The following is a 25,513-nucleotide window of genomic DNA, read 5'->3' as shown; positions in this document are numbered from 1 at the left end:
GACGTGATTTCGGGACGAAGCGTAAGCCCTGATCGTGTGGGAACGCTGGAAGCGAGCGCCTGCGGCTTCGCCGTCGGGCATGACTCGGCTCACTTGGTGCAAGTCGGCTCGCTGGGGTATTGAGCCGCGTCCGCGTTCTCACCCGCCGGAGCAGCGGTGATCGGCGTGGCCTCGCTCGTGGGCCCGGGCGCACTCGGCTGGGCGACCGGCTGCTCAGCGGGCTGTGGCGTGGGACTGGTCTCAGCGGCGGGTGCCTCTCCGGTCCCGGTCAACGTGGCTTCGATGGGCTGGTCGGCCGCAAGGGCGTCCCAGAGGTCGTCGGCCTGGGCGGACGGGACCACGCGAGATCCCGCCCAGTCGAAGGGCATCGTGGCGAAGCTGATGTCGGCCGGGTCGAGCCCTCGCAGGGAGCTCGCCAGGCCGGCCAGGGTGGGTATCTGCCCGATGACGGCGCCGGTCGTCAGCGTGGCCGTCGCCGCGTCCAGGAACTGGTACAACGCCGGAAGGTCCGTGAGCAGGTTCTTGCTGAGCGCCTCACGGGCGATCGCGGCGACCAGCTCCTGCTGCCGACCGATGCGAGAGATGTCCGAGCCGTCGCCCATGGACTTGCGCACGCGAGCGAAGCCCAAGGCGTCGTGCCCGTCAAGCACCTGGCAGCCGGACTGAAGCTCGAGGTCTGCGCGGGAGTCGCTGATCGGCTCCGGGATGTACATGGGCACGCCGCCCAGCGCGTCCACCATGTTGATGAAACCGGCAAAGTCCACGACCACGAAGTCGTCGATGAACACCCCGGTGAGGTCCTCCACCGTCCGGATGGTGCAGGCCGCCGCCGCCCCGACGTCGCCGGTCTGCCCTCCGATCGCGAACGCAGAGTTGAACATCGCGTCGTCGTGCGGCGAGGTCTGGGAGCCGTCGGGCAGCGTGCACGAGGGGATGTCGACGAGGGTGTCGCGGGGGATGGACACGATCTCGACCCTGGACCGGTCGGCCGCCACGTGAGCGATCATCGTGGTGTCGGCGCGCATGCCGCCGACGCCGGAGCTGTCGTCGTTCGCGCCGTCGCGCGAGTCTGATCCCATGATCAGGATGTTGAGCGCCTGGCCGGCTTTGGCGTCGAGCGGGGCGGCCACACCCCCGCCGTCCGGGCGCTCGCCCAGCAGGTCGGTGATGTCCTGGCGTTGGACGTTTCCCTGGATGTCGGTGTACGCCAGGGCGCCGCCTGTGCCGAGGAAAAGCCCGACGCCAAGAGCTCCGGTGCCGACGGCTCGGAGGACACGGCGATTGCGGCGCTCTCGCCCGTGGCGCGGCACCGTGGGGTCGGCGGCCGGCAGCGCGGTGCGGGGCCGGTCGGTCACCCGGGCGTGGCGCGCGGTGGTAGCGGGGCTGGCTGAGACCCGTCCCCCGCCGCGTGCCGCCCCGGTGGCGGCCGTCCGTCGGCGTCCGTCGTCGCCGGGGGAGGCGGGGAAGGTGTGCACGGGAGACGATCCTACGGAATAGCGGACTAGGTCGACGTGAAGGGCTTGTGAAAATTCCTCACCTGAGCGACCGGTACACCTGGCCTCGCGTGCCCCAGGGCCGCACGCGGCTCGCTCGGGTCCAGCGCGCACTCGCCGGTTACGCTTCCCCGGAGGTCATCGTCCGATGGCTGGCAGCATCCGGGAAGGGCGAAGTGCACAGGCCATCTCAAGACACCGCCCCTCGTGTGGTCGCCGTCGTGGTCGCCTACAACCGCCGGGATCTGCTCAGGCAGAGCCTCGACGGTCTCATCGCGCAGAACCACGCCTGCGACGCCGTCGTGGTCGTCGACAACGCGTCAACCGACGGTTCCGGTGACGTCGCCCGGGCACACTCGCTGTCGCCGGATGTCGTCACGCTGTCCCGCAACACCGGCGGAGCGGGAGGGTTCGCCGCGGGCATCGCCCACGCGGTCCGGACGCACGGCGCCGACCTGGTGTGGATCATGGACGACGACACGGTCCCCACTCCAACCGCCTTGGCGGAGCTCCTCGAGGCCCGCGCGGCCTATCCGGGTGAGCCCGCTCTCCTCGCGTCGCGCGTGGTGTGGCACGACGGGCGCGACCACCCGATGAACACGCCCCGCGAGCGGCCCGGCGTCAGCGGGGAACTGGCGGTGAAGGCGAGGGCGGTGCAGGCCACGCAGCTACGTTCGGCTTCGTTTGTGTCGCTCCTGGTGGACGCGCGTGCCGTCCGTGCGCACGGCCTGCCCGAGGCCGCGTACTTCCTCTGGAATGACGACTTCGAGTACACCGCCCGGCTGCTCCGCCGCCGGGTTGGCCTGTACGTGCCCGCTTCGGTCGTGCGCCATTTGACCAAGACGTTCGGGTCCACCGATGCCGACCCGGGTGAGCGGTTCTACTTCGAGGTCCGCAACAAGCTGTGGCTGCTGACGGGTTCACGCGCCTTCGGGCTAGCAGGGAGGCTTCTCTACGGTGCCTCGACCCTGCGGCGGTGGGTACGGACCGTAGCGCGTTCCGAGGATCGTGGGCAGCTGCTGCGTGCCGGCGCGCGTGGCCTGCGTGATGCCCTCCGCGGACGTCCCACGCCGACCACGGAGGTGCTGGCAGGACTGGGGGCCGTGAGTGCCGAGGTGGCGGCCGTCGAGCGCGGTGCCGGCCGTGGCTGAGCCGTTCAGCGTCCTGCTGCCTGTCTACCAGGGGGACTCGGCGGAGCACTTCGCGCGGTCGGTCCGGTCCGTGACCGTCGAGCAGGAGCTGCGGCCCGCGGAGCTGGTGGTGGTCAGGGACGGTCCCGTGGGCCCGGAGCTCGCCGCGCTGCTGCGAGACCTGCTTACCGGGCCACCACTGTCGCCGGCGGGGGACGTCCCGGTTCGCCTTGTCGAGCTCGCCGAGAACCAAGGGCTGGCGCGGGCACTCGAGCGGGGCCTCGATGCGTGCGCGTACGAGATCGTGGCCCGGGCGGACGCGGACGACGTATCGCTGCCGGGCCGCTTCGCCAGGCAGATCCCGCTCGTCGCGGCCGGCCTCGATCTGATCGGCTCCGCGATCACCGAGTTCGAGGAGGACGAGTACGAGACCGGCATGACCCGCGTGCTGCCTGCCGACTCCGCCGAGATCGTGGCCACCGCGCGCTTCCGCGACCCGTTCAACCACCCGTCAGTGGTGTACCGGCGGAGTGCGGTGCGCCTCGCCGGGGGATATCGGCACCTGGACCTCATGGAGGACTACTGGCTCTTCGCCCGGATGATCGCGGCCGGGGCTCGGGTGGGTAACCTCACCGACTCGCTCGTGCTCTACCGCGTGGGCGCCGGGGCCTACCGGCGCCGGGGCGGACTTCGCCTTCTGCGCTCCGAGCTCGCGCTCCAGCGGCGCTTCCGCGCCGCGGGGTTCACGACATGGGCGCAGTACCTGCGGAACGTCGTGATCCGGGGCGGGTACCGGCTGGTGCCGGAGTCCGCGCGTCGGGTGGCCTACCGACGGCTGCTGAGATGATCAGCCGCCTCCCCGTGGCTGGGCAGACCGGCGACTGAGGCCCTCCTCACCGCTGCGGGCATCGGAGCCCAGCCGTCCGACGGTCTACCCTGTTCTGGTCATCGCCCCTAACAAGGAGAATGCGTGTGGATGCCGACCTCGTCGTCGTCGGATCTGGGTTCTACGGCCTGACGGTCGCCGAACGGCTCGCTACCGAGCACGGACTCAAGGTGCTCGTGATCGACCGGCGCACCCACATCGGGGGTAACGCGTACTCCGAGGCTGAGCCCACCACCGGCATCGAGGTGCACCGGTACGGCGCGCACCTCTTCCACACCTCCAACGAGCGCGTGTGGGCCTACGTGAACCGCTTCACCAAGTTCACGAGCTACCAGCACCGCGTGTACACCACCGTCCGCGGTGAGGTGTACCCCATGCCCATCAACCTGGGCACGATCAACCAGTTCTTCCGCGCGGCATACGGCCCGGAAGAGGCGCGCGCGCTAATCCAGGAGCAGGCCGGCGAGCTGGCGGGGGCAGACCCGCAGAACCTCAACGACAAGGGCATCCAGCTCATCGGCCGCCCGCTGTACGAGGCCTTTATCAAGGGCTACACGGCCAAGCAGTGGCAGACCGACCCCAAGGACCTGCCAGCCGGCATCATTTCCCGGCTCCCGGTCCGGTACACGTACAACAACCGGTACTTCAACGACACCTACGAGGGCCTGCCGGTGGACGGTTACACCGCCTGGCTCGAGCGGATGGCGGACCACCCCAACATCGAGGTCCGGCTCAACACGGACTTCTTCGACACCACCCAGCCGATCAACAAGGGCGCCGTCGTCGGGCAGCTCCCGGTGGTCTACACGGGGCCGGTGGACCGCTACTTCGACTACGCCGAGGGTGAGCTGAGCTGGCGCACGCTGGACTTCGAGCAGGAGGTCCTGCCGGTCGGCGACTTCCAGGGCACCTCGGTGATGAACTACGGCGACGAGGACGTCCCGTACACCCGGATTCACGAGTTCCGGCACTTCCATCCCGAGCGCGACTACCCGAGCGACAAGACGGTGATCATGCGGGAGTACTCCCGCTTCGCCGACCGGGGCGACGAGCCGTACTACCCCGTGAACACCGCGGACGACCGGGCGCGGCTGCTGGAGTACCGCGACCTCGGGAAGGGCGAGGACGGCGTCATTTTCGGCGGCCGCCTCGGCACCTACAAGTACCTGGACATGCACATGGCCATCGGCGCGGCGCTGTCGACGGTGGACAACAAGCTGACGCCGCACTTCCGCAATCGTGTGGCGCTGACGAGCGGAGGGGTCGACGAATGAGCACCCGAGTGCTGCAACGGGTCATCTTCCCCACGGACCAGGACCTGGACGTCCTGCCCCTGTACGTGGAGGGGACGCAGGGAAGGCTCGGCACCACGAACGCCGGCCGGGACGCGAGCGTGGTGCAGATGGCCGGCCGTCAGCGCACGGACCAGGTTCTGGACCGCACGAGCTACCGGGTGCCCGCCTCCTCCCGCACATCGTTCGCCACATACTTCAACGCCTTCCCCGCGAGCTACTGGCGGCGGTGGACCGTGGTGCAGTCCGTCCGGCTGCGCGTAAGTCTCCGTGGGTCGGGGAGCGTGCTCGTCTACAAGTCCAACGCCAAGGGCAACACCCAGCGCGTGGACAGCGTGCAGCTCGAGAGCGGCACGGATGAGCCGCAAGAGTTCACCTTCGAGCTGCCGCTCACCACGTTCGGTGACGGCGGCTGGTACTGGTTCGACGTCGCAGCGGGCGTCAGCGACGTCGTGCTGGACGGCGCGCAGTGGGAGGCCGAGGTTCCCGAGCGGTCGACCGGGAGCGTCACCATCGGCATCACCACCTTCAACCGCCCGGACGACTGCGCGGCGGTGCTCGGCCAGCTGGCGGCGAGTGACAGTCTGCCGGGCGTGCTCAAGGAAGTCGTCGTCGTCGACCAGGGCACCAAGAAGGTCGCCGACGCTGAGGCCTTCCCGGCGGCGGAACGCGCGCTCGGCGGCAGGCTGAGAGTTGTCGATCAGCCCAACCTCGGAGGTTCCGGCGGATTCTCCCGGGGCATGCACGAGGCGGTCGAGAACGGCTCCGACTACGTGCTGCTGCTGGACGACGACGTGCGCAGCGAGCCCGAGGGCATCGTCCGCGCCGTCACCTTCGCGGACCTTGCCCGGACGCCCACGATCGTGGGCGGCCACATGTTCAGCATGTACCAGCGCTCGGTCCTCCACGCCATGGGGGAGCGGGTGCAGCCGTGGCGCTTCTGGTGGGGGGAGGTCAAGGGCACCGAGTTCGACCACGACCTCGCCGAGTCGGGCCTGCGCACGACCTCCTGGCTCCACCGCCGGGTGGACGTCGACTACAACGGGTGGTGGATGTGTCTGATCCCCACGGGCGTGGTCCGGCAGATAGGCATGTCCCTGCCGTTCTTCATCAAGTGGGACGACGCCGAGTACGGGCTGAGGGCGAAGGAGCGCGGTGTTCCTACCGTCTCCCTGCCCGGTGCGGCGGTGTGGCACGTGCCGTGGACCGACAAGGACGACACGCTGGACTGGCAGGCGTACTACCACGAGCGGAACCGGTTCGTCGCCGCCCTGCTGCACTCCCGTTACCCCCGCGGCGGTCGCCTCGTCCGCGAGAGCATGAACCACCAGATCCGGCACCTGCTGAGCTCGCAGTACTCCGTGGTAGAGCTCCGCATCCGCGCACTTGAGGACGTCCTGAGCGGGCCGCAGCACCTGCACGAGGAGCTGCCGACCAAGCTGGCCGAGATCCGGGCGCTGCGGTCGCAGTTCTCCGATGCTCAGGTGAAGAAGGACCCCGCGGCCTTCCCGATGCCCAAGCGGCAGAAGCTGCCGCGGAAGGGTGAGGATATCCAGCTCCCCGAGGGCAAGATGCCCCTCTATCTCATGGCCGCGCGGGGGGCGCTCAAGCAGCTCCTGCCGCCGAAGCCTCTTTCGAAGAAGCACCCCGAGGCGGAGGTCGCCGCCATTGACGCGAAGTGGTGGATGCTCTCGCAGTTCGACTCGGCCGTCGTGACGAACGCCGACGGGTCGGGCGCGGTGTGGTATCACCGCGACCCGGAGAAGTTTCGTGAGCTGATGGCCCGCAGCGTGGCCGTCCACCAGAAGATCTATCGGGCCTGGGACGATCTCGCGCGCCAGTACCGGATGGCTCTGCCGGAGGTCGCCGGCAGCGCGGCGTGGCAGCGGTCGCTCGGGCTGGCGGACGAGCGAGTGGACGTGTGAGCACATTCGACACGCTGACGACGCCGGGAACAGGGCACGGCCTGCTCGACGTCTTCAAGCAGCGTTACCTCCTCAAGCTGGTGGTCCGCAAGGAGCTGCGCGTCCGTTACCACGGCTCCGTGCTCGGGATGCTGTGGTCGTACGTCAAGCCGGCCACGCAGTTCCTCGTGTTCTACTTCGCGATGGGTGTGTTCCTGGGGCTGAACCGCAACCTCGACTACTTCGCGGTGTACCTGTTCTCCGGGATCGTGGTGACGAACTTCTTCGGGGAGGCCTTCGGCAACGCCACGCGCACCCTCGTGTGGAACGCCCCGCTGATCAAGAAGATCTACCTGCCGCGGGAGATGTTCCCGGTCGCCTCGATATGGGTGGCTGTCGTTCACTTCCTGCCCCAGCTGGTGGTGCTCCTGGCGGGCGCTCTCCTCGCGGGCTGGCGGCCGACCCTGCTCGGCGTGGGGGCATTCTTCGTCGGTCTCCTGATCGTCAGCATCCTTGCCCTCGGAGTCGGGATGCTGTTCGGGGCGGTCAACGTGTATCTGCGCGACGCTGAGAACTTCGTGGACCTCCTTCTGCTGGTGACGCAGTGGGCCTCGCCCGTGCTGTACCCGTTCACGGCCGTCCAGCAGGCGCTCGCGGGACACCAGTGGCTGCTCGTCCTCTACCAGCTCAACCCCATCACTGCGGCCGTGGAGCTGTTCCACTACACGTTCTGGCTTCCCGTCGCGGGGGACACAGCACAGATGCCGCCGCACCTGCCGGAGTCCGCCGCCGTCGCGCTAGTGACTGCAGTGGTGACCCTCATCGTCGGCCAGCTGGCGTTTCGCAAGCTCGAGGGCCGCTTCGCCCAGGAGCTTTGATGACACCCCGCATCGAGATTCGACACGTCACCAAGAACTTCACCCTCCGGCACCAGCGGTCGATGAAGGAGCTGGCGATCGCGCTCGCCAAGCGCGAGGACACCTCCAACACCTTCGCCGCGCTCGACGACGTGACATTCGACGTGCAAGAAGGTGAGACGGTAGCTCTCCTGGGTTTCAACGGCTCGGGGAAGTCGACGCTCCTGAAGCTGATCTCCGGTGTCATGCGTCCCGACGCGGGGACGGTTCGCACGCGTGGCCGCGTGGCGGGCCTCATCGAGGTCGGCGCGGGCTTCCATCCCGACCTCACGGGCCGGGAGAACGTCTATCTCAACGGTGCGATCCTCGGGATGTCGGAACATGAGATCGATCGTTCCTTCGACGCCATCGTCGACTTCAGCGAGATTGAGCAGTTCATCGACACCGAGGTGAAGTTCTACTCCTCTGGAATGTTCCTCAGGCTTGCTTTCTCGGTGGCGGTGCACTCGGGCCCCGAGGTCTTTCTCATCGACGAGATCCTCGCCGTGGGCGACGAGCCGTTCCAGCGCAAGTGTCTCGACCGCATCCGCACGTTGTCTGAAGAGGGGCGAACCCTCGTCGTGGTCTCGCACGACTTGGACATGGTCGCCGACCTCTGCGACCGCGGCATCCTGCTCGAGCACGGCAAGGTCATGGCAGACGGCGAGTCCCACGCCGTGGTCGAGCAGCTCAGGGCACGTTGAGGGGAACGGAGAACATGCTCGGCTGGCCGGCGCAGGACCTCGTCACCATCGCTGGAGCGGCGCTCGTACTGCTGCTCCCCGGACTCGCCGTTCTCGCGGTTTCCGGATGGGCGACGCGAAGCCGGCTTGCCGTCGCTCTCGGGGCGGCCCCGGTCGTTACGGCCGGGCTGGCCTACGTGACGGCGGCCCTCACGGCGGCAGCAGGGATTCGCTACGGACTCGTGACCTTCCTGGTCACGAATCTCCTGGTCGTGGCCGGAACGTTCGCGGTCGCAAGGTTCCGGGGCAAGCCGGATGGACCGGTCAACCCCACCGGGATCACCGCGTTCGGTCCCGAGGATCCGAGCCGGCAGGCCCTCGTCGTCGGGGCGGCCGGGGCCCTCCTGGCCATCGCGATCACCGTGCAGACCTGGGGCACGGGTCTGGGCTCGCTGGCCGTCGTTCCGCAGGAGCACGACACCGTCACCCACACCCTCCTCGCGGCGCGCATCGCGCGGACCGGCGAGGCCGCGCCGTGGGACGCGTGGCCGGCAGACCTCTTGACCGGGGAACCCGACAACTTCTATCCCGTTGGCTTCCACAGCCTCGCGGCGCTCCTGACCACGTTCGGTCCCGACGCGGTCACCGCGCTGAACGCCATGAGCGTCGCCGTCTTCGCCGTCGCCATGCCTCTGGGGATGCTCGCGCTCGGGTCGCTGCTGCGGTGGCGGGGGCTGGGGGCAGTCGCGGGCGGCGCCGGCGCGGTGGCCGGCGCCCTCGCCTATCGGCCGGTGTACGCCATGATGCACGACGGGGGGATCCTCACCAATGCGGTGGGTACAGCCCTGACCGCGGGCGCGGTGGCGCTTCTCCTCTGCCTGGGCCGATGGGTCCGGCAGGAGCTGGTGCCCGCCGTCCTCGTCATGGTCGGCGTGGTTGCTGTCTACCCCTCCACGGCGGTCGCCGTGCTGCTCGGTGTGGTGCTGTGGGCGGCCGGCGGGCTGCTCAGCCGGCGGGTGGGCCGACTCCAGTTCCGAAGCTGGGCGGTCTCGCTGACCGCGGCGGGACTCATTGCGCTCGTGCTCGCCCTGCCCACCCTGCTGTCGGGGGGCAGCTCGGGCGAGTTCGTCGCCACCTTCTCCCGCGACACGCCTGTGTGGCCGTTCTGGCAGGGCCTCGGCATCGCCCTGGGAATGCCCTACGGCGGCTACCTCGATCCCGCGTGGGAGAAGAGCCAGGTCCTCCTGGCCGTTCTCAGCCTCGCTGGGGCTGGGGCCTGCCTGGTGCTCAGGCGGCACGCTGGCCTCACGCTCGCATGGGCCGGGACCGCGACTGTCCTGCTGTCCTTCGCCGCTGCCCTCGGTGGCCCGGTCCTCGCCGCGGTGACCGGGATCTTCTACAACAGCTACGTCCGTATCTCGAGCCTGGTCTCGACGTACCAATGGCTGCTCGCCGGTGTCGCGGTCGTGGCCGTCAGCCTGCTGATCACGCGCGCCGTCTCCCGGGTGGCGGCGGGGCGCACGCGGATGCCAACGCTTGAGCGCATCACGCACGGCGTTGCCCTTGCGCTGGTCCTTGCGATGGCCGTGGCAACCGCGGATTACCGGCAGATCAACGCGCTGTCCCTGCAGGCGCGGTACCGCTTCCCCGACTTCACGCGCGTCGACGCTGACGACCGTGCCGCGATCCGGTACCTCGAGGGTGAGGTGGGACCCGGCGAGCGGGTGATGAACAACGCCAACGACGGTTCCACCTATCTCTACGTGTACGCCGGAGTGCCGGTGGTCAACGTGCAGACTCTGGGCGGTTCGGAGGAGACGAAGAAGCTTCTGGCCGAGTTCGACGAGATCGACACCAACGCGGGGATTCGTGAGCTCGTCCAGGAGCTGAACATCCGGTGGGTTTATGCCGACGAGGAGGCGCCCCCCATCGGCGCACCGGCGTCCGAGGACTGGCTCGACGACACCGTCTACTCCGTCGCGCCGGGCTTCGCCGACCTCGAGGATGCGAAGAGCCTGCACCCGGTGTTCGAGGAGGGCAGCGTGACGGTCTACCGGGTGGACGAGTCGGTTCTCGTCGAGGATTGACGCCCACCGCCCTACGCCTTCGGCGTCCGGCCCTCTGCACTGCTACCGGGACACGATCCGTGCCTCCAAAAGAAGGCTTCGGATCCGTTCGGGCGGACCGGGGCGCTCGACCTGCGGGCGTGCTCTCGAATGGACGTCGGTCCCGTACGTAGAGCGATATGGACAGTCAGCGAACGTACCAGCCGCGCTTCTGCCGCAGGGGCGAAGCTGAGTCACGGGATGAGATCGCAACCGACCCGCGCAGCAACATGTGGGGCCGACGGACCGTAAAGGCACCGGTGTCCGCGAGTTCACGAACACCGGTGCACCGCTTGTGCCCGCCCACGCTGGGCGGAGGCGTCACGCGGACCGGGCTTGCTGACGGTCTGCCGCGCCGGCACTCCGGACGGTGCTCTCCTCCGACTGGAGGCGAGCCTCCGCCAGGGCCAGGTCACGCGCGAGTGCGGTGATCTTCCGGTCGAAAGTGCTGAACCTGCGGTACGTCGTCGCGATGAAGCTCAGGAAGGCGACGACCAGGGCGTAGAGGACCAGGTCCGCGCCCCTGCCGACGCCGAGACGGACGGCGACCCAGGTGAGCCATGAGGGGAAGAGTACGGAGAAGACCGCAAGTCCGATGAACACCACGAGCAGGATCCTGCGGATCGCCTGGTGCCGGGCGCCTCCGCTCGAACGTAGGTCCCAGAGCGCCACGACCACGAAGCCGAGAACCAGAATGACTTGAATCCACATGCTGAGAGCCTTCCGGTTACTTGAAGAGCAGGTCGACGAGGATGTTGACGGAGTTGAGGAGGGACTGCCCCTTGGCGCGTGAGTAATCCGTGTACAGGACGTGGACCGGGTACTCACGCCACGGCAGACCGGTCTTGCCGAGCTGTTCCACGATCTCGCTGGCGTGCGCCATACGGTTCTGGACGAGGCGGAGCTGCGCCGCGGCGTCCCGCCTGATCACTCGGAGTCCGTTGTGCGCGTCGGTGAGGCGGAGACCGGTGCTGCGGTTAGTCATGGCAACGGCGACCTTGAGGACGATCCGCTTCATGAGTCCCGGCTTGGTGCGGTCGTCGAGGAAGCGGGAACCGAACACGATGGCGACGTCATCCCGCTTCGCAAGGTCAACCATCGCCTGTGCGTCCATGACCTGGTGCTGTCCGTCGGCATCGAATGTGACGACGTACTCGCCCTCCGTCTGCTCCAGGACGTACCGGATCCCTGTCTGGAGGGCCGCTCCCTGGCCGAGGTTGATCGGGTGGTTGACGACAACCGCTCCGGCCTGCATAGCCCTGTCCGCGGAGTCGTCAGAGGAGCCGTCGTCGACGCAGACGATGTTCGGGAACCGCTCCCGGGCCTGCTCCACCACGTCGGCGATGACGGGTCCTTCGTTGTACAGCGGGATGACCAGCCAGGCGTCGGAGAGTAGGGCGGATGACGTCATGGTGGCATTGTGTCAGGGCGGTGACGCTTAGCCCGCCACCTACCCCCGATATCCATGTCACAGGCCGGAAGCGTGCACGGGCGCAGCGGGCTGCCCGCCCGGGTGGTCATCGAATCGGCGGAGTTTGCGTGAGTCGCGTCCGGCAATTCGATTCCTTCCGTGGCAGTCTGGAAGGGCGGACACGCTGACTGGCGCCGTCTTCCCCGTCGCAAGAGAGCTCATCCTCATGGTGAATCGTCCTGTCTTCGCCGCCATCACGGTCGTCGTCGCGCTCGCCTCGGGGTACGCCCCGGCGGCTGCGGCGGTACCGCCGGCGGGCACGCCCGTCGTGGCATCGCCCGCAAACTCGCCCAAAGGTGAGGCCGGGACAGGGAGCTCTGCGGAACCGTCAGAGGCAGCGGCCGCCGAGCCGCTGCTGGAAGGGGCTGAGCCCGTCCGGCCCGTGGAGGAGGCGGCAGCACTGCAGGTTGTCGCGGGGACGGAGGAGCCGACCACGCCGGAAGACGGTGGGCCGTCGAACGATTCTGGTGATGCGTCTGCCACGCCGACACCGAGCTCGCCTGCCCCAGACATCACCGCCCAGGATCTTCCCGAGGAGGTTCGGGCGGACGTACGCCCCGTGCTGGCATCCACGGTCGATACGGGGAGCGAGGTGGCGGTCGCCGGTGTGACCTGGGAGAGCGCCACGGATCCGACGGAGTTCGAAGTCTACCTGCGCAGCTCCACCGACGATGTGTGGTCCTCCTGGCAGCCGGTCGACATCACCCCGCGGCCGGCCAGCGGCATCACACCCTCACATCGTGACGGCACCGAGCCGGTGGCGGTGATCGGAGCGGACGAGGTTCAGGTCGCGTTCACCATCCCCGAGGGTGCCGAGATGACCGGTGCCGGGCTGACGGTGTGGGACCCGGGCACGGCGCCGGCTGATGACGAAGCCGACCTGACGTCGACCGGGGCCTCCGCGCCCGGGGCGACGGCATTGCCGGCGGCGACCAGCGCGCAGCCCACCATCTACTCACGTGCGGACTGGGGGGCCGATGAGTCGTTGATGAGGTGGACTCCTCAGCAGGGCCGGGTCACCGGGGTGGTGGTCCACCACACCGCCGGGAACAACAACTACACCGCGGCGCAGGTGCCCGGGATCATCCGGGGCATCTACGCATACCACGCGGTCACCCGCGGATGGGGCGACATCGGCTATAACGTGCTCGTCGACAAGTACGGGCGCGCCTGGGAGGGGCGGGCCGGAGGGCTGACCAAGGCGATCGTCGGAGCTCACGCGGCCGGCTACAACAGTGCGATGTTCGGCATTTCCGTGCTCGGCAACTACGACCAGGTGCCGATCACCGAGGCGGCGTTCGACACCTTGGCCCGGGTGACCGGATGGAAGTTCGCACTCCACGGTGTCAACGCGTCCGGCTCGACCCTCGTCAACGGCAGCACTATCGACGCCGTGGTGGGGCACCGTGACGTCGGGCAGACCAGCTGTCCCGGTCGGTACATCTACTCCCGGCTGCCGGAGCTGACCCAGCGCATCGCCGGATACGCCAGGAGCTACGGATCGGGCGTGGTCGTTCGTGGGGGGATGTTGGCGTGGTACTCGCAGGGGGATCGGGCGTCGCGGTTGGGGGATCCGGTGGCGAACGAGCGTCGGGTGCTTGATGGGGTGGTGCAGGAGTTCGAGCGGGGGACGGTGTACATGTCGCCGCGTTCGACGTGGGCGACGTTGGGGTCGATGGACGGGTTGTACGGGGGGCCGTCGTCGGTGCTGGGGTGGCCGGCGGGCGATGAGCGGTCGGTGCGCGATGGGTTCGTGCAGCGGTTCGAGAAGGGGTCGTTGCTGGTGCGGCCGAGTGGGGACTGGCGCACGGTCGGGTCGATCGATGTGGCGTTCTGGCGCAACGGTGGTCCGGGGGGTGTGCTGGGGTTCCCCACGGGTGAGCAGTCGTGCTCGGGTGGGCAGTGCGTGCAGCATTTCGCCGGTGATCGGGTGTACTCGGCCGGGTCGGGCGGGGCGGTGCTGCGTGGCGGGATGCTCAGCTGGTACCTGCAGGGGGATCGGGCGTCGCGGCTGGGCTGGCCGGTGGCGGACGAGCGTCGGGTGCTTGATGGGGTGGTGCAGGAGTTCGAGCGGGGGACGGTGTACATGTCGCCGCGTTCGACGTGGGCGACGTTGGGGTCGATGGACGGGTTGTACGGGGGGCCGTCGTCGGTGCTGGGGTGGCCGGCGGGCGATGAGCGGTCGGTGCGCGATGGGTTCGTGCAGCGGTTCGAGAAGGGGTCGTTGCTGGTGCGGCCGAGTGGGGACTGGCGCACGGTCGGGTCGATCGATGTGGCGTTCTGGCGCAACGGTGGTCCGGGGGGTGTGCTGGGGTTCCCCACGGGTGAGCAGTCGTGCTCGGGTGGGCAGTGCGTGCAGCATTTCGCCGGTGGTCGGGTGTACTCGGCCGGGTCGGGCGGGGCGGTGCTGCGTGGCGGGATGCTCAGCTGGTACCTGCAGGGGGACCGGGCCTCGCGGCTGGGCTGGCCGGTGGCGGACGAGCGTCGGGTGCTTGATGGGGTGGTGCAGGAGTTCGAGCGGGGGACGGTGTACATGTCGCCGCGTTCGACGTGGGCGACGTTGGGGTCGATGGACGGGTTGTACGGGGGGCCGTCGTCGGTGCTGGGGTGGCCGGCGGGCGATGAGCGGTCGGTGCGCGATGGGTTCGTGCAGCGGTTCGAGAAGGGGTCGTTGCTGGTGCGGCCGAGTGGGGACTGGCGCACGGTCGGGTCGATCGATGTGGCGTTCTGGCGCAACGGTGGTCCGGGGGGTGTGCTGGGGTTCCCCACGGGTGAGCAGTCGTGCTCGGGTGGGCAGTGCGTGCAGCATTTCGCCGGTGGTCGGGTGTACTCGGCCGGGTCGGGCGGGGCGGTGCTGCGTGGCGGGATGCTCAGCTGGTACCTGCAGGGGGACCGGGCCTCGCGGCTGGGCCGGCCGGTGGCCGACGAGCGCACCGTGGCCGGCGGCGTCATCCAGCAGTTCGAGCGCGGCACCGTGCACATGACCCCGGCCTCGGTCCGTATCCGGTGACCACCCAAGCCTCAGCCATCCCGGCCACGAGCCCGGCGAAGGCTCAAGGTCGGCGAAAGATCGCCGATCGGACGGAGGGACACTGAATTCGGAGCGCCCATCGCCGCCGGGACGCTCATTGAGGAAAGGGCCACCTATGCGCGCACTGCGCTCGATTCTTGCTGCCGGAGCGGCGGTCGCCCTGACCGTTACCGCTCTCGTTGCGGCGCCGAGCTCCGCCGTCGCGGCTGAGGAACGATACGCGGTCCCGGTGGACGGCGCGTGGGAGGTCGAGGGGCGCGGCTGGGGGCACGGCAAGGGCCTCTCGCAGTGGGGGGCCCAGGGCGCAGCGCTGCAGGGCCTCTCGGCGGACGCTATCCTCGGTTTCTATTACCCCGGCACGACTTCCGGATCGGTGAACAACCGGACCCTGGGCGTCCAGCTCACATCATTGGCGTCGACGAACACGGTGACGCTGTGGGCCCCTGCAGGACAGACTGCGATCTCCGTGGGCGTCGTCGGGGGCGCCGAACGGACCCTCGCGCCCGGGCGGCTGACGATCACCCGCGACGGGACGACGTACACCCTGGAGCGGCGCGCCACCGTTTCCGGGGCTGTCGAGGACCGGCTCTCCTTCGAGGGCGCTCAGCTCCGCGTCCGTACCGACGCGGGGGTCGCCGCCGCGAAGTCGACCACATCCTCGGGTGGGACGTGGTACCGCGGGGAGATCCGCCTCGCACCCGGCTCCGCAGCTGACACCTTCGACGTCGTCAACGACGTCCCCCTTGAGTCCTACCTACGAGGCGTCGTCCCGAGGGAGGCCCCGGCGTCATGGCACCCCGAGGCACTGAAGGCCCAGGCCGTCGCGGCACGAAGCTACGTACTGAGCGAGGGCAGGACCACCAAGTACTTCAACACCTGTGACTCCACGCAGTGCCAGGTCTACGGCGGCCGCGCAACTGTGGATGCCGCCGGCAAGGTGACCTCGACGAAGGAGGACCCCCGGACCGACACGGCGATCGAGCAGACCGCGGGTATCGTGCGGATGTACGGCGGCCAGGTCGCCTTCACCCAGTTCTCCTCCACCAACGGCGGTTACTCGCGCGCCGGCACGCAGCCGTACATGGTCGCGAGGCCGGACCCGTACACGGGGACCGCTCCAGGCGACAACCGGACGGTGTGGACGGACACGTTGAAGGCGTCCGACGTCGCCCGCCACTGCCCCTCCGGCGGGAACCTCAGGGCGCTCGTGATCGCCGCCCGGGATGGCAACGGTGCCCTCGGTGGCCGCATCACCAAGATTCGCCTCGAGTGCACCACCGGGACGGTCGAGCTAACCGGTAACACGACGCTGGCGTTCGGCATGTACTCCCACTGGTGGGTGCCGCGAGCGCCGGTGGACGCCGGGCCGGTCGTTCGTGGGGGGATGTTGGCGTGGTACTCGCAGGGGGATCGGGCGTCGCGGTTGGGGGATCCGGTGGCGAACGAGCGTCGGGTGCTTGATGGGGTGGTGCAGGAGTTCGAGCGGGGGACGGTGTACATGTCGCCGCGTTCGACGTGGGCGACGTTGGGGTCGATGGACGGGTTGTACGGGGGGCCGTCGTCGGTGCTGGGGTGGCCGGCGGGCGATGAGCGGTCGGTGCGCGATGGGTTCGTGCAGCGGTTCGAGAAGGGGTCGTTGCTGGTGCGGCCGAGTGGGGACTGGCGCACGGTCGGGTCGATCGATGTGGCGTTCTGGCGCAACGGTGGTCCGGGGGGTGTGCTGGGGTTCCCCACGGGTGAGCAGTCGTGCTCGGGTGGGCAGTGCGTGCAGCATTTCGCCGGTGGTCGGGTGTACTCGGCCGGGTCGGGCGGGGCGGTGCTGCGTGGCGGGATGCTCAGCTGGTACCTGCAGGGGGATCGGGCGTCGCGGCTGGGCTGGCCGGTGGCGGACGAGCGTCGGGTGCTTGATGGGGTGGTGCAGGAGTTCGAGCGGGGGACGGTGTACATGTCGCCGCGTTCGACGTGGGCGACGTTGGGGTCGATGGACGGGTTGTACGGGGGGCCGTCGTCGGTGCTGGGGTGGCCGGCGGGCGATGAGCGGTCGGTGCGCGATGGGTTCGTGCAGCGGTTCGAGAAGGGGTCGTTGCTGGTGCGGCCGAGTGGGGACTGGCGCACGGTCGGGTCGATCGATGTGGCGTTCTGGCGCAACGGTGGTCCGGGGGGTGTGCTGGGGTTCCCCACGGGTGAGCAGTCGTGCTCGGGTGGGCAGTGCGTGCAGCATTTCGCCGGTGGTCGGGTGTACTCGGCCGGGTCGGGCGGGGCGGTGCTGCGTGGCGGGATGCTCAGCTGGTACCTGCAGGGGGACCGGGCCTCGCGGCTGGGCCGGCCGGTGGCGGACGAGCGTCGGGTGCTTGATGGGGTGGTGCAGGAGTTCGAGCGGGGGACGGTGTACATGTCGCCGCGTTCGACGTGGGCGACGTTGGGGTCGATGGACGGGTTGTACGGGGGGCCGTCGTCGGTGCTGGGGTGGCCGGCGGGCGATGAGCGGTCGGTGCGCGATGGGTTCGTGCAGCGGTTCGAGAAGGGGTCGTTGCTGGTGCGGCCGAGTGGGGACTGGCGCACGGTCGGGTCGATCGATGTGGCGTTCTGGCGCAACGGTGGTCCGGGGGGTGTGCTGGGGTTCCCCACGGGTGAGCAGTCGTGCTCGGGTGGGCAGTGCGTGCAGCATTTCGCCGGTGGTCGGGTGTACTCGGCCGGGTCGGGCGGGGCGGTGCTGCGTGGCGGGATGCTCAGCTGGTACCTGCAGGGGGACCGGGCCTCGCGGCTGGGCCGGCCGGTGGCCGACGAGCGCACCGTGGCCGGCGGCGTCATCCAGCAGTTCGAGCGCGGCACCGTGCACATGACCCCGGCCTCGGTCCGTATCCGGTGACCACCCAAGCCTCAGCCGTCAATTCTCCGACATGGCCGCTCGGGCCCAGCGTCGAGTCAGCGAATCCCGCCATCGGGGATGGCTCCTCCGGTGGGAGCGGGTCAGGTAGGCAGGGCTCCCGCTACTTCGGCGGGACCTCGCCGGAGCTCACGTCGCAGGACGAGCGCATGGACCAGGATGCCGATGACCGGCCCCAAGGCGAGGGACGTCAGCACTCGGTCGGTCAGCGGCAGGGGGAGGAGCAGGACGACAAGGCTGACGCCGGTCGCGCCGAACCAGCCCCATGCATACGTGCGGTGCAGACCGAGCGCCAGGGTTGCGGCGCCGGTGATCGTCAGTGCCCCGAGAAGCGCCGAGTCGAACGTCAGAGCAGCGAGGACCAAGCCCGCAACGTGGTAGGAGGCGCCGAAGAGCGCCACCATGAGCCACGGTCCGACCACCCACGCAAGCAGCCCGCCGACGCAACCCACGGCCGCAACGAGCATGCAGATCTTGAACAGAGGTACGAGCCCCCGTTCACGATGGGCGAGGAAGTGTGAGATCGCGACACCCTGAAAGGCGTTGAGTGGCATGAGGAGCGGGGCACGGGTCATCGAGATCGCTAGCAGCAGCGGTGCCGCCCCGGCAAACACGTCGGCCGGAGTCGTCCCGCGCAGCAGCGCGGGGAAGCCGACCATCAGCGCCGCGCTCGAGGCGGCCGCGACCATCGCCTGGCCCACGTGGCGTGCCATGACCGAAGGCGGCTCCGGGAACCGCGCTCGCACCGTCTGGCGCACCTGCCGCCAGGCCAGCAGCACCAGCCAGGCGCCGGCTCCTGCCCCAGCTGCCGTCTCAAGGCCCACGAGGCCCAGGCCCGTCAGCGCGGCCAGTGCGACGAGGGCCAGGCGCCAGGTCGCCTCACCCGCGACTACCCAGGAGTAGGCGGTCCAGCTGCGGCGGCCGGCGAGCACCCCGGCGACGCTGGCGTGCCCGGCGAAGAGAACGGCTCCGACAGCAACCACGATGGTCGCGGCCACCGGATGAGCGGGGCTGATCACGGGCGCCCACAAGGGTCCTGTCACGGCTGCGATAGCAGCGGCGACGAGGCCGATCAAGAGACCGGCTGGAACGGCGCGCGTCCCACCCCGCGTCGTGGCGTACTCATAACGGTTGGAGGCCGAAGCCGCACGGGTGAACTCGTTCTGGAGGCCGCCCAACGTCCCGAAGACGAAGAAGAGCAGCGCCCAGAAGCTGAGGAACTCTGCGTTGTCAGCGGGCGTCAGCGTCCGGGCCGCGATGAGGATGACGACGTAACCCGACGCGGCTGACACCACGGACGCAAGGCCGACACCGGCAGCGCCCCCCGTCGTGATCGTCGGTGTCTCGCCGGCGCCTGTGCGGGTCACCGTCGCCCCTGGCGGTCAGCCAGGGCGAGGTAAATGTCCTCATGGCTGCGGGCGCACGCCTCCCACGTGAACCGTCGCACCTGCTCCAGACCCGCCTTCTGCAAGGACACCGAGCGTTCGGTGGTTTCGCGGACGGCAGCGACGATCGCCTCGACCGAGTCGGGGTCGAACAACACGGCAGCGTCGCCGCACACCTCAGGGATGGAGCCGGCGTCCGATGCCGCGACCGGGCACCCCGACGCCATCGCCTCGAGAGGCGGCAGACCGAAACCCTCGTACCGGCTAGGGAACACGAGCATGCGCGCGCGGCGGTACAGGTCGCGTAGTTCAGCTACATGCACCAGGCCCCGCACTTCGACCCAGTCCGGGACGTCACCCAGCGTCTCCAGGCCTCCGCCCGTCAGCACGAGGCGCAGAGCGGGGTCGTCACGACGGAGCACCTCGACAGCGTCGATGAGGGTGCGGTGGTTCTTGTGCGCCCAGCCACGCGCCGGATACAAGATGAAGTTCTCCCGCTCGCCCAGGTGCGGCACGAACTCAGACGTGTCCACCCCCAGCGAGACGACGTGGATCCGCTCGGGAGGAATCCCCAGGTGGCGCTCGATCGAGCTCTTGGCAAACTCGCTGATGGTGATCACGGCGTCGGCACGTCGGGCGGGACGTTCGTACATGACGTACCGGTAGGCCTTCTCGGCACGGCCAAAGAGCTCGGGAAGGTCCCTGTGCTGCAGGTCGTGCACGGTGGTGACCATGGCGGCCCGGCGCGGCAGCCGCGGTACCTCGGCGGTGAAGGGCAGGTGGATGACGTCAGCCCCGGACAACGCTCGGACGATCGGACCCCGCCGGAGCGTGGCGGAGGCGACAGCACCGAGCCGCTGCGCCGTCGAGGGACCTGCCGATACCTGTGGCACCACCACCTCGGACATGCCCTCGCTGAACCCCGCGGCGGTTCGGGGCAGGAAGCATCTTGCGTTCAGTGTGTCCTCGCGGATCTCGCGAGTGAGTGCACGAGCGTACGTCTCGGTTCCGCCCATCCCGCCCTTGACCAGCGTCAGCATGGCAAGGGCAACGTTCGGCCGTGTGTGAGCGGGCATCAATCTTCCATCCCCATCGGCGCCCCTGCACCTCGGGCGCTGGCGGGGCGGTGGCCTTCGCGACGATCCGGTCTGCTATCTCGACCGAGCGGCGCCCATCATCCCACGCTCGGCTACCCTGAGTGGCGCCGCGCCGCCCGCGCCTGACCGCCATACCTCGAACGGAAGCCTGATCCTCGGTGCCACTCGACATCCTCGTCCCGTTCTGGGGCGACCCAGAGCTCCTCATGAAGACGTTGCGCAGCGTCCAGGACCAGGACGCGGACGACTGGGTGCTCACCGTCGTGGACGACGCCTATCCTGACGAGTCCGTCGGTGCGCGGGTGAAGGCCCTCGCGGACGACCGGATCCGCTACGTGAGGAACGACGTCAACCTCGGTATCACTGACAACTACCGCCGGTGCCTCCAGCTAGCCACGCAGGATCGGGTCACCTTCCTGGGGTGTGACGACCTGCTGCACCCGGGATATGTGCGAGCGGTTCTTGCCGCACACCGTGCCTTCCCGGATGTGGAGGTGATCCAGCCGGGTGTCGAGATCGTCGACGAGAACGACGCCCTGAGCCACCCCCTCACGGACACGGTGAAGCGGCTGCTGACACCGCGGGCCAACTCGCCACGAGTGCTCGGCGGCGAGGCGCTGGCGAAGAGCCTCCTCCGGGGGAACTGGCTCTACTGGCCGGCGATGGCTTTCCGGCGGGAGACCTTGCTCGGGCACGACTTCCTCGATGGGTTCCCCATCATCCAGGATCTGGCGCTCGTGCTCGACATCGTCTTCGACGGTGGCCGGCTGCTCCTGCTGCCTGACGTCGTGTTCTCCTACCGGCGGCACAGCGCCTCGGCTTCCTCCACCACCGCGCTCGACGGTTCGCGGTTCCGGGGTGAGGAAGAGTACTTCAAGATCGCCGCTCGGAAGGCCCGTGCGCTCGGGTGGCGAGGTGCGGAGCGCGCCGCCCGCGCCCACCTGACCTCGCGTGCGTACGCCATCACGCTGCTGCCCCAGGTCGTCCGCGCGGGCCGGAAGGCCAACGCCCGTGCGCTCCTGGGGCACGCACTCTCTCCCTCGCGCATCTGAACCGGTCAGTTCGGCGTCGATGCGCTCAGCACAACTACTCCCGGAAGGACCACGGATGCCGGCCGACAACACGCGAGGTAACAACACGTGCCTGGTGACGGGAGGTGCGGGATTCATCGGCTCGGCGATCTCCGGTGCCCTGGCCGACGCGTTCGACAACGTCGTCGCCGTCGACAACCTGCACCCCCAGGTTCATGCCACCACGGATCGCCCGGATTCTCTGGACGGACGTGTACGCCTTGTCGTCGCGGACGTCGCGGAAGCACAGACGTGGGACGAGCTCCTGTCAGAGGTGGCGCCCGACGTCGTCGTGCACCTTGCCGCCGAGACAGGCACCGGCCAGTCCCTCTCGGAGTCGACCCGCCACTCGCGGGTCAACGTGGTGGGGACGACCCAGATGCTCGACGCATTCCACCGCACCGGCAAACTGCCGCGACGCATCGTCCTCACGAGCAGCCGCGCGGTGTACGGCGAGGGTGCGTGGCGCAGGGACGGCGAGCTGTTCTACCCGGGTCCCCGGAGCAGGTCCATGCTGGAGCGGGGGGTGTGGGACTTCCACGACTCCTCGCCCACGGCCATGGACGCCAGCCTCGTCGAGCCGCGCCCTGCCAGCGTGTATGCGGCGACCAAGCTCGCGCAGGAGCAGCTGCTGACGCTGTGGGCGGACGCGCACGGCGTGCAGCCGGCTATCGTCAGGCTTCAGAACGTTTACGGGCCCGGCCAGTCGCTCAACAACCCGTACACCGGGATCGTCTCGCTCTTCTGCCGGATCGCCAAGCGTGGCGACTCGATACCGCTGTACGAGGACGGGGAGGTCCGCCGCGACTTCGTGCTCATCGACGACGTCGCCTCCGCGGTCGTCGCGGCGACCCTCTCCGATGAGGTGTGGGAGCACCCGCTCGACATTGGCTCCGGCGAGGTCCAGACGATTGCCACGGCTGCAGCCGTCATCGCGGAGCGCTACGGCGCCCCGGAGCCCCACGTCACGGGCCAGTTCCGCCACGGAGACGTGCGGCATGCGTGGGCGGACGTCGCTCGTGCACGGCAGGTGCTCGGATGGTCGCCGAGGTACGACCTGCGAGCAGGCATTGACCGGCTGGGCGCCTGGATCGACGAGCAGCTCGACTGATCCTCGCCGGTTAGCGGGAGCCGGCCGGCACGCCGGCCGGCTCCGGAGAGGCCGGCTCCCCGGAGCCCGTGGGTGCTTCGCCCAGCGCCGCCGTCCGGCGGCGCCGCTTGACCCACTCCATGACGGGCTTCTCCAGGAACAGCCAGCTCGCGGTCGCGAGGGGCAGTGTCAACAGCGTGCTCGCGCCGATCAGGGCCAGCACGCCGTGCTCGTGCACGCCGAGGAGCACCATGAGTTGCGTGGACGGCCAGGCGTAGACGTACACGCCGTAAGAGATGTCGTGCACCTGGACGAGGCGGGGCGCCGGGAGCGTCTTCCCCACCCAGAAAATCACGTAGGCGAGCAGCGGGGCGGCGAGGTGGCCGCCCCAGTAGTTGCTGAACGAGACGAGCGCCACCGAGGCGGCAGCGGCGAGGGCCGCGCCCCACCACACCAGCCGAATACGGTCCTTGACCATGAGCAGGAGCGCGCCACCGAGGAAGAACGGAACCAGCTTAAGAAAGAGGTCCACGTCCATGTTGCCGCCGACGTACACGCCCCACGTGGGGTAGGTGGCGCGCGCGGCCACGCTCATCAGGAACACGACAGCCATCGGCCACACCGACCGGCGCATGAACCCGAAGGTGAGCAGCACGCCGACGAGCAGGTAGGAGAGAAACTCGAAGTACAGGGTCCAGAGCGAACCGTTCCAGGAGCCGGCGAGCGGGGCTTGCTGCAGCGTTCCCGCGACGGAGTAGTCAGCGATCTTCAGCAGCCCGTTCGCCACGACGAAGTTCAGCGGTGTGTTAGGCGTCGTCGCGTACCCGTCGACGGTGCCCCTCTCGTACCAGTACCCGAAGAGGGCAAAGCCGGCCGCGACGGCGATGAGGGACAGCCAGAAGGCCGGGAAGATCCGGGCGATCCGGTTGACCAAGAACTGCCCGCCGCGAGAACGCAGCCTGCTGCCGGCGATCAGGTAGCCACTGATGAGGAAGAAACCGACAACGGCCCATCCGCCAAGGTTTTCCCCGGCCCAGACTGGCCCCGGGCCGAAGCCGCCGATGGGAAAGCTGTGCGACACGAGCACGGCGAGCGCGAGCACGAGCCGCAGCAGGTTGAGGCTGTTGTTGCGAGGGTCTAGCTGGCCGTCCCGCGAGGAGCGGCTGGCGGCCGGCCTGACGTCGCTCTCGACGTTGGTCGCCGCCGTCACTCGGGCCTACCGCACGGCATCGGGCGGCGCGGGCCCTCGGATAGCATGTGCGTTCGCATAGCCACCAAGTGTGCCGCATGCGTCCGCATCCCTGAGGGCGCGGCGACGAGTGGGTTGTGACACTAAACGAGGAAGAAGGCCATGAAGATTCTTGTCACCGGAGGCGCGGGCTTCATCGGAGCCAACTTCGTCCATCAGACCGTCGAGGAGCGTCCCGACGCGGAGGTGACGGTTCTCGACAAGCTCACCTACGCGGGCAACCGCGCGTCGCTCGCGGGATCGGGTGACCGGGTCACCCTCGTTCAGGGCGACATCGCCGACGCCGACACCGTGGACCCGCTGGTGGCAGAGTCGGACATCGTCGTCCACTTCGCAGCGGAGTCTCACAACGACAACTCGCTGAACGACCCCTCGCCCTTCGTCCGCACCAACCTCGTCGGTACGTTCACGCTGCTCGAGGCGGTCCGCCGGCACGGTGTCCGCTACCACCACATCTCCACGGACGAGGTTTACGGTGATCTCGACCTGGACGATCCACAGCGATTCACTGAGCTAACCCAGTACAACCCCTCGAGCCCGTACTCGTCGACCAAGGCCGGCTCGGACCTTCTCGTGCGCGCCTGGGTGCGGTCCTTCAATGTGCCTGCGACCATCTCGAACTGCTCCAACAACTACGGGCCCTACCAGCACATCGAGAAGTTCATTCCGAGGCAGATCACCAACGTGATCGACGGGATCCGACCGAAGCTCTACGGCGCCGGGCAGAACGTCCGGGACTGGATCCACGTGCGCGACCACAACCGTGCCGTGTGGACGATCATCGAACGCGGACGGATCGGCGAGACCTATTTGATCGGCGCGGACGGCGAACAGAACAACAAAGAGGTCGTGGAACTGATCCTCGAGCTCATGGGGCGCGAGGCGTCCGAGTATGACCTGGTTGCGGACCGCCCCGGCCACGACCTCCGCTACGCGATCGACAGCACACGGCTCCGGGAGGAGCTGGGCTGGCGACCCGAGTTCAGGGACTTCCGGTCCGGCCTTGCCGACACCATCGCGTGGTACGAGGAGAACGAGTCGTGGTGGCGCCCGCAGAAGGCAGCCGTCGAAGCGGCCTATGCCGCCCAGGGGCAGTAGGGCGTCGCGGGTTGTCCGCTCGTCAGCTCCAGGGAGCTTTGGCTGTGCCTTATCAGGCGAGCCCGGCGGTGAAACGGCGGACCTCGTCGTAGCTCGGTAGCAGGCCCTGGTCGCGCGCTTCCAGCAGGCCGGGCGCGGAGGTGTCCTTCTCGGAGAGCAGCAGCTCCAGCGCCTGCCCGTCACGTCCCACCTTTGGCCAGTCGATCCTCACGTCCTCGGTGAGCGGATTGATGCCGTGCTCCCGCCCGGGGGCGTACGGCGCCGAGCAGAGGTAGACGACGGTGGAGTTGTCCTCGAGGGCGCAGAACGCGTGTCCGAGCCCCTCAGAGAGGTATACGGCCCGCCGGTCGACGTCGTCGAGCAGCACGCTGTCCCACTCGCCGAATGTCGGTGAACCCACGCGGATATCGACGACGACGTCGAGGACCGCCCCGTTGGGGCACGTCACGTACTTGGCCTGGGAGGGCGGGACGTCCGCGAAATGGATTCCACGCACAACTCCGGCGCTCGAGACCGAGCAGTTCCCCTGCTTGAGGTCGAGTGAATGGCCGACCGCCTCGACGAAGGCAGCGTCCTTGTACCACTCGAGGAAGACGCCGCGCGGGTCTCCGAACTGTTGTGGCGTGATCTCCCACGCACCATCGATGGTCAGCTCGCGGAACTTCAATGGGTCTCCTTCTCCGGACGGGTCGGGCCAGTTTACGGGCCTTCTCACGAGGGCCGTCTCATCAGGGGAGTTCGCGTGC

19 protein-coding genes are annotated in these 25,513 nt (G+C 68.8%); 12 read left to right on the top strand and 7 right to left on the bottom strand.

Annotated features, from left to right (window positions below; translation table 11 throughout):
- Positions 1-89 precede the first annotated feature (89 nt).
- Positions 90-1,475, bottom strand: coding sequence for an LCP family protein (locus tag ACF0H8_RS16855; protein ID WP_395290035.1), 1,386 nt, complete (start codon positions 1,473-1,475; stop codon positions 90-92).
- Between the two features lie 227 nt (positions 1,476-1,702).
- Here ACF0H8_RS16855 and ACF0H8_RS16850 point away from each other — a divergent pair, with 227 nt between their 5' ends.
- The 7 genes from ACF0H8_RS16850 (at position 1,703) to ACF0H8_RS16820 (ending at position 10,371) form a co-directional block, all read left to right on the top strand.
- A complete protein-coding gene (locus ACF0H8_RS16850) occupies positions 1,703-2,644 on the top strand; it encodes a glycosyltransferase (protein WP_395290034.1) in 942 nt (313 codons plus the stop codon).
- Positions 2,637-3,470, top strand: coding sequence for a glycosyltransferase (locus ACF0H8_RS16845; protein WP_395290033.1), 834 nt, complete (start codon positions 2,637-2,639; stop codon positions 3,468-3,470). The genes ACF0H8_RS16850 and ACF0H8_RS16845 overlap by 8 nt, the downstream gene beginning before the upstream one ends.
- 125 nt (positions 3,471-3,595) lie before the next feature.
- Complete coding sequence (gene glf, locus ACF0H8_RS16840; RefSeq protein WP_395290032.1) at positions 3,596-4,783, top strand: UDP-galactopyranose mutase; 1,188 nt, start codon at positions 3,596-3,598, stop codon at positions 4,781-4,783.
- A complete protein-coding gene (locus ACF0H8_RS16835; RefSeq protein WP_395290031.1) occupies positions 4,780-6,726 on the top strand; it encodes a glycosyltransferase in 1,947 nt (648 codons plus the stop codon). Before glf ends, ACF0H8_RS16835 begins: the two co-directional genes overlap by 4 nt.
- A complete protein-coding gene (locus ACF0H8_RS16830; protein ID WP_395290030.1) occupies positions 6,723-7,583 on the top strand; it encodes an ABC transporter permease in 861 nt (286 codons plus the stop codon). Before ACF0H8_RS16835 ends, ACF0H8_RS16830 begins: the two co-directional genes overlap by 4 nt.
- Positions 7,583-8,305: an ABC transporter ATP-binding protein gene (locus tag ACF0H8_RS16825; RefSeq protein WP_395290029.1), complete on the top strand. Its 723-nt coding sequence runs from the start codon at positions 7,583-7,585 to the stop codon at positions 8,303-8,305. Before ACF0H8_RS16830 ends, ACF0H8_RS16825 begins: the two co-directional genes overlap by 1 nt.
- On the top strand, positions 8,302-10,371 hold the full coding sequence (locus tag ACF0H8_RS16820; RefSeq protein ID WP_395290028.1) for a DUF6541 family protein: 2,070 nt from the start codon (positions 8,302-8,304) through the stop codon (positions 10,369-10,371). The genes ACF0H8_RS16825 and ACF0H8_RS16820 overlap by 4 nt, the downstream gene beginning before the upstream one ends.
- A 339-nt stretch (positions 10,372-10,710) precedes the next feature.
- On the opposite strand, the gene ACF0H8_RS16815 is transcribed toward ACF0H8_RS16820, so the two are convergent.
- Complete coding sequence (locus ACF0H8_RS16815) at positions 10,711-11,100, bottom strand: DUF2304 domain-containing protein (RefSeq protein WP_395290027.1); 390 nt, start codon at positions 11,098-11,100, stop codon at positions 10,711-10,713.
- A gap of 16 nt (positions 11,101-11,116) precedes the next feature.
- Positions 11,117-11,800, bottom strand: a complete 684-nt coding sequence (locus tag ACF0H8_RS16810) for a glycosyltransferase family 2 protein (RefSeq protein WP_395290026.1) — start codon at positions 11,798-11,800, stop codon at positions 11,117-11,119.
- Between the two features lie 619 nt (positions 11,801-12,419).
- Here ACF0H8_RS16810 and ACF0H8_RS16805 point away from each other — a divergent pair.
- Together ACF0H8_RS16805 and ACF0H8_RS16800 are read left to right on the top strand one after the other, a co-directional pair.
- Complete coding sequence (locus ACF0H8_RS16805) at positions 12,420-14,870, top strand: N-acetylmuramoyl-L-alanine amidase (RefSeq protein WP_395290025.1); 2,451 nt, start codon at positions 12,420-12,422, stop codon at positions 14,868-14,870.
- A gap of 136 nt (positions 14,871-15,006) precedes the next feature.
- Positions 15,007-17,760 carry a SpoIID/LytB domain-containing protein gene (locus ACF0H8_RS16800; RefSeq protein ID WP_395290024.1) on the top strand — a complete coding sequence of 918 codons (2,754 nt, stop codon included), beginning with the start codon at positions 15,007-15,009 and terminating at the stop codon, positions 17,758-17,760.
- 101 nt (positions 17,761-17,861) lie between these two features.
- On the opposite strand, the gene ACF0H8_RS16795 is transcribed toward ACF0H8_RS16800, so the two are convergent.
- Together ACF0H8_RS16795 and ACF0H8_RS16790 are read right to left on the bottom strand one after the other, a co-directional pair.
- Positions 17,862-19,073 (bottom strand): hypothetical protein, encoded by a 1,212-nt coding sequence (locus tag ACF0H8_RS16795; protein WP_395290023.1) that lies wholly within the window; start codon positions 19,071-19,073, stop codon positions 17,862-17,864.
- Positions 19,074-19,141: 68 nt separating this feature from the next.
- A complete protein-coding gene (locus tag ACF0H8_RS16790; protein WP_395290022.1) occupies positions 19,142-20,203 on the bottom strand; it encodes a glycosyltransferase family 4 protein in 1,062 nt (353 codons plus the stop codon).
- Positions 20,204-20,418: 215 nt separating this feature from the next.
- On the opposite strand from ACF0H8_RS16790, the gene ACF0H8_RS16785 reads away from it, so the two are divergent.
- A complete protein-coding gene (locus ACF0H8_RS16785) occupies positions 20,419-21,312 on the top strand; it encodes a glycosyltransferase family 2 protein (RefSeq protein WP_395290021.1) in 894 nt (297 codons plus the stop codon).
- Between the two features lie 55 nt (positions 21,313-21,367).
- Complete coding sequence (locus ACF0H8_RS16780) at positions 21,368-22,441, top strand: NAD-dependent epimerase/dehydratase family protein (RefSeq protein WP_395290020.1); 1,074 nt, start codon at positions 21,368-21,370, stop codon at positions 22,439-22,441.
- Between the two features lie 10 nt (positions 22,442-22,451).
- Here ACF0H8_RS16780 and ACF0H8_RS16775 read toward each other — a convergent pair whose 3' ends face one another.
- A complete protein-coding gene (locus ACF0H8_RS16775; protein ID WP_395290019.1) occupies positions 22,452-23,630 on the bottom strand; it encodes an acyltransferase family protein in 1,179 nt (392 codons plus the stop codon).
- Between the two features lie 141 nt (positions 23,631-23,771).
- Here ACF0H8_RS16775 and rfbB point away from each other — a divergent pair, with 141 nt between their 5' ends.
- Complete coding sequence (gene rfbB / locus ACF0H8_RS16770; protein ID WP_395290018.1) at positions 23,772-24,767, top strand: dTDP-glucose 4,6-dehydratase; 996 nt, start codon at positions 23,772-23,774, stop codon at positions 24,765-24,767.
- 52 nt (positions 24,768-24,819) lie between these two features.
- On the opposite strand, the gene ACF0H8_RS16765 is transcribed toward rfbB, so the two are convergent.
- Positions 24,820-25,434 carry a dTDP-4-dehydrorhamnose 3,5-epimerase family protein gene (locus ACF0H8_RS16765; protein ID WP_395290017.1) on the bottom strand — a complete coding sequence of 205 codons (615 nt, stop codon included), beginning with the start codon at positions 25,432-25,434 and terminating at the stop codon, positions 24,820-24,822.
- Between the last annotated feature and the right edge of the window lie 79 nt (positions 25,435-25,513).

It is taken from the genome of Georgenia sp. AZ-5 (assembly GCF_043952095.1).
GTDB lineage: Bacteria > Actinomycetota > Actinomycetes > Actinomycetales > Actinomycetaceae > Georgenia.
The sequence above is the reverse complement of the archived record's forward strand: the minus strand, read 5'-3'. Positions and strand labels throughout refer to the sequence as shown.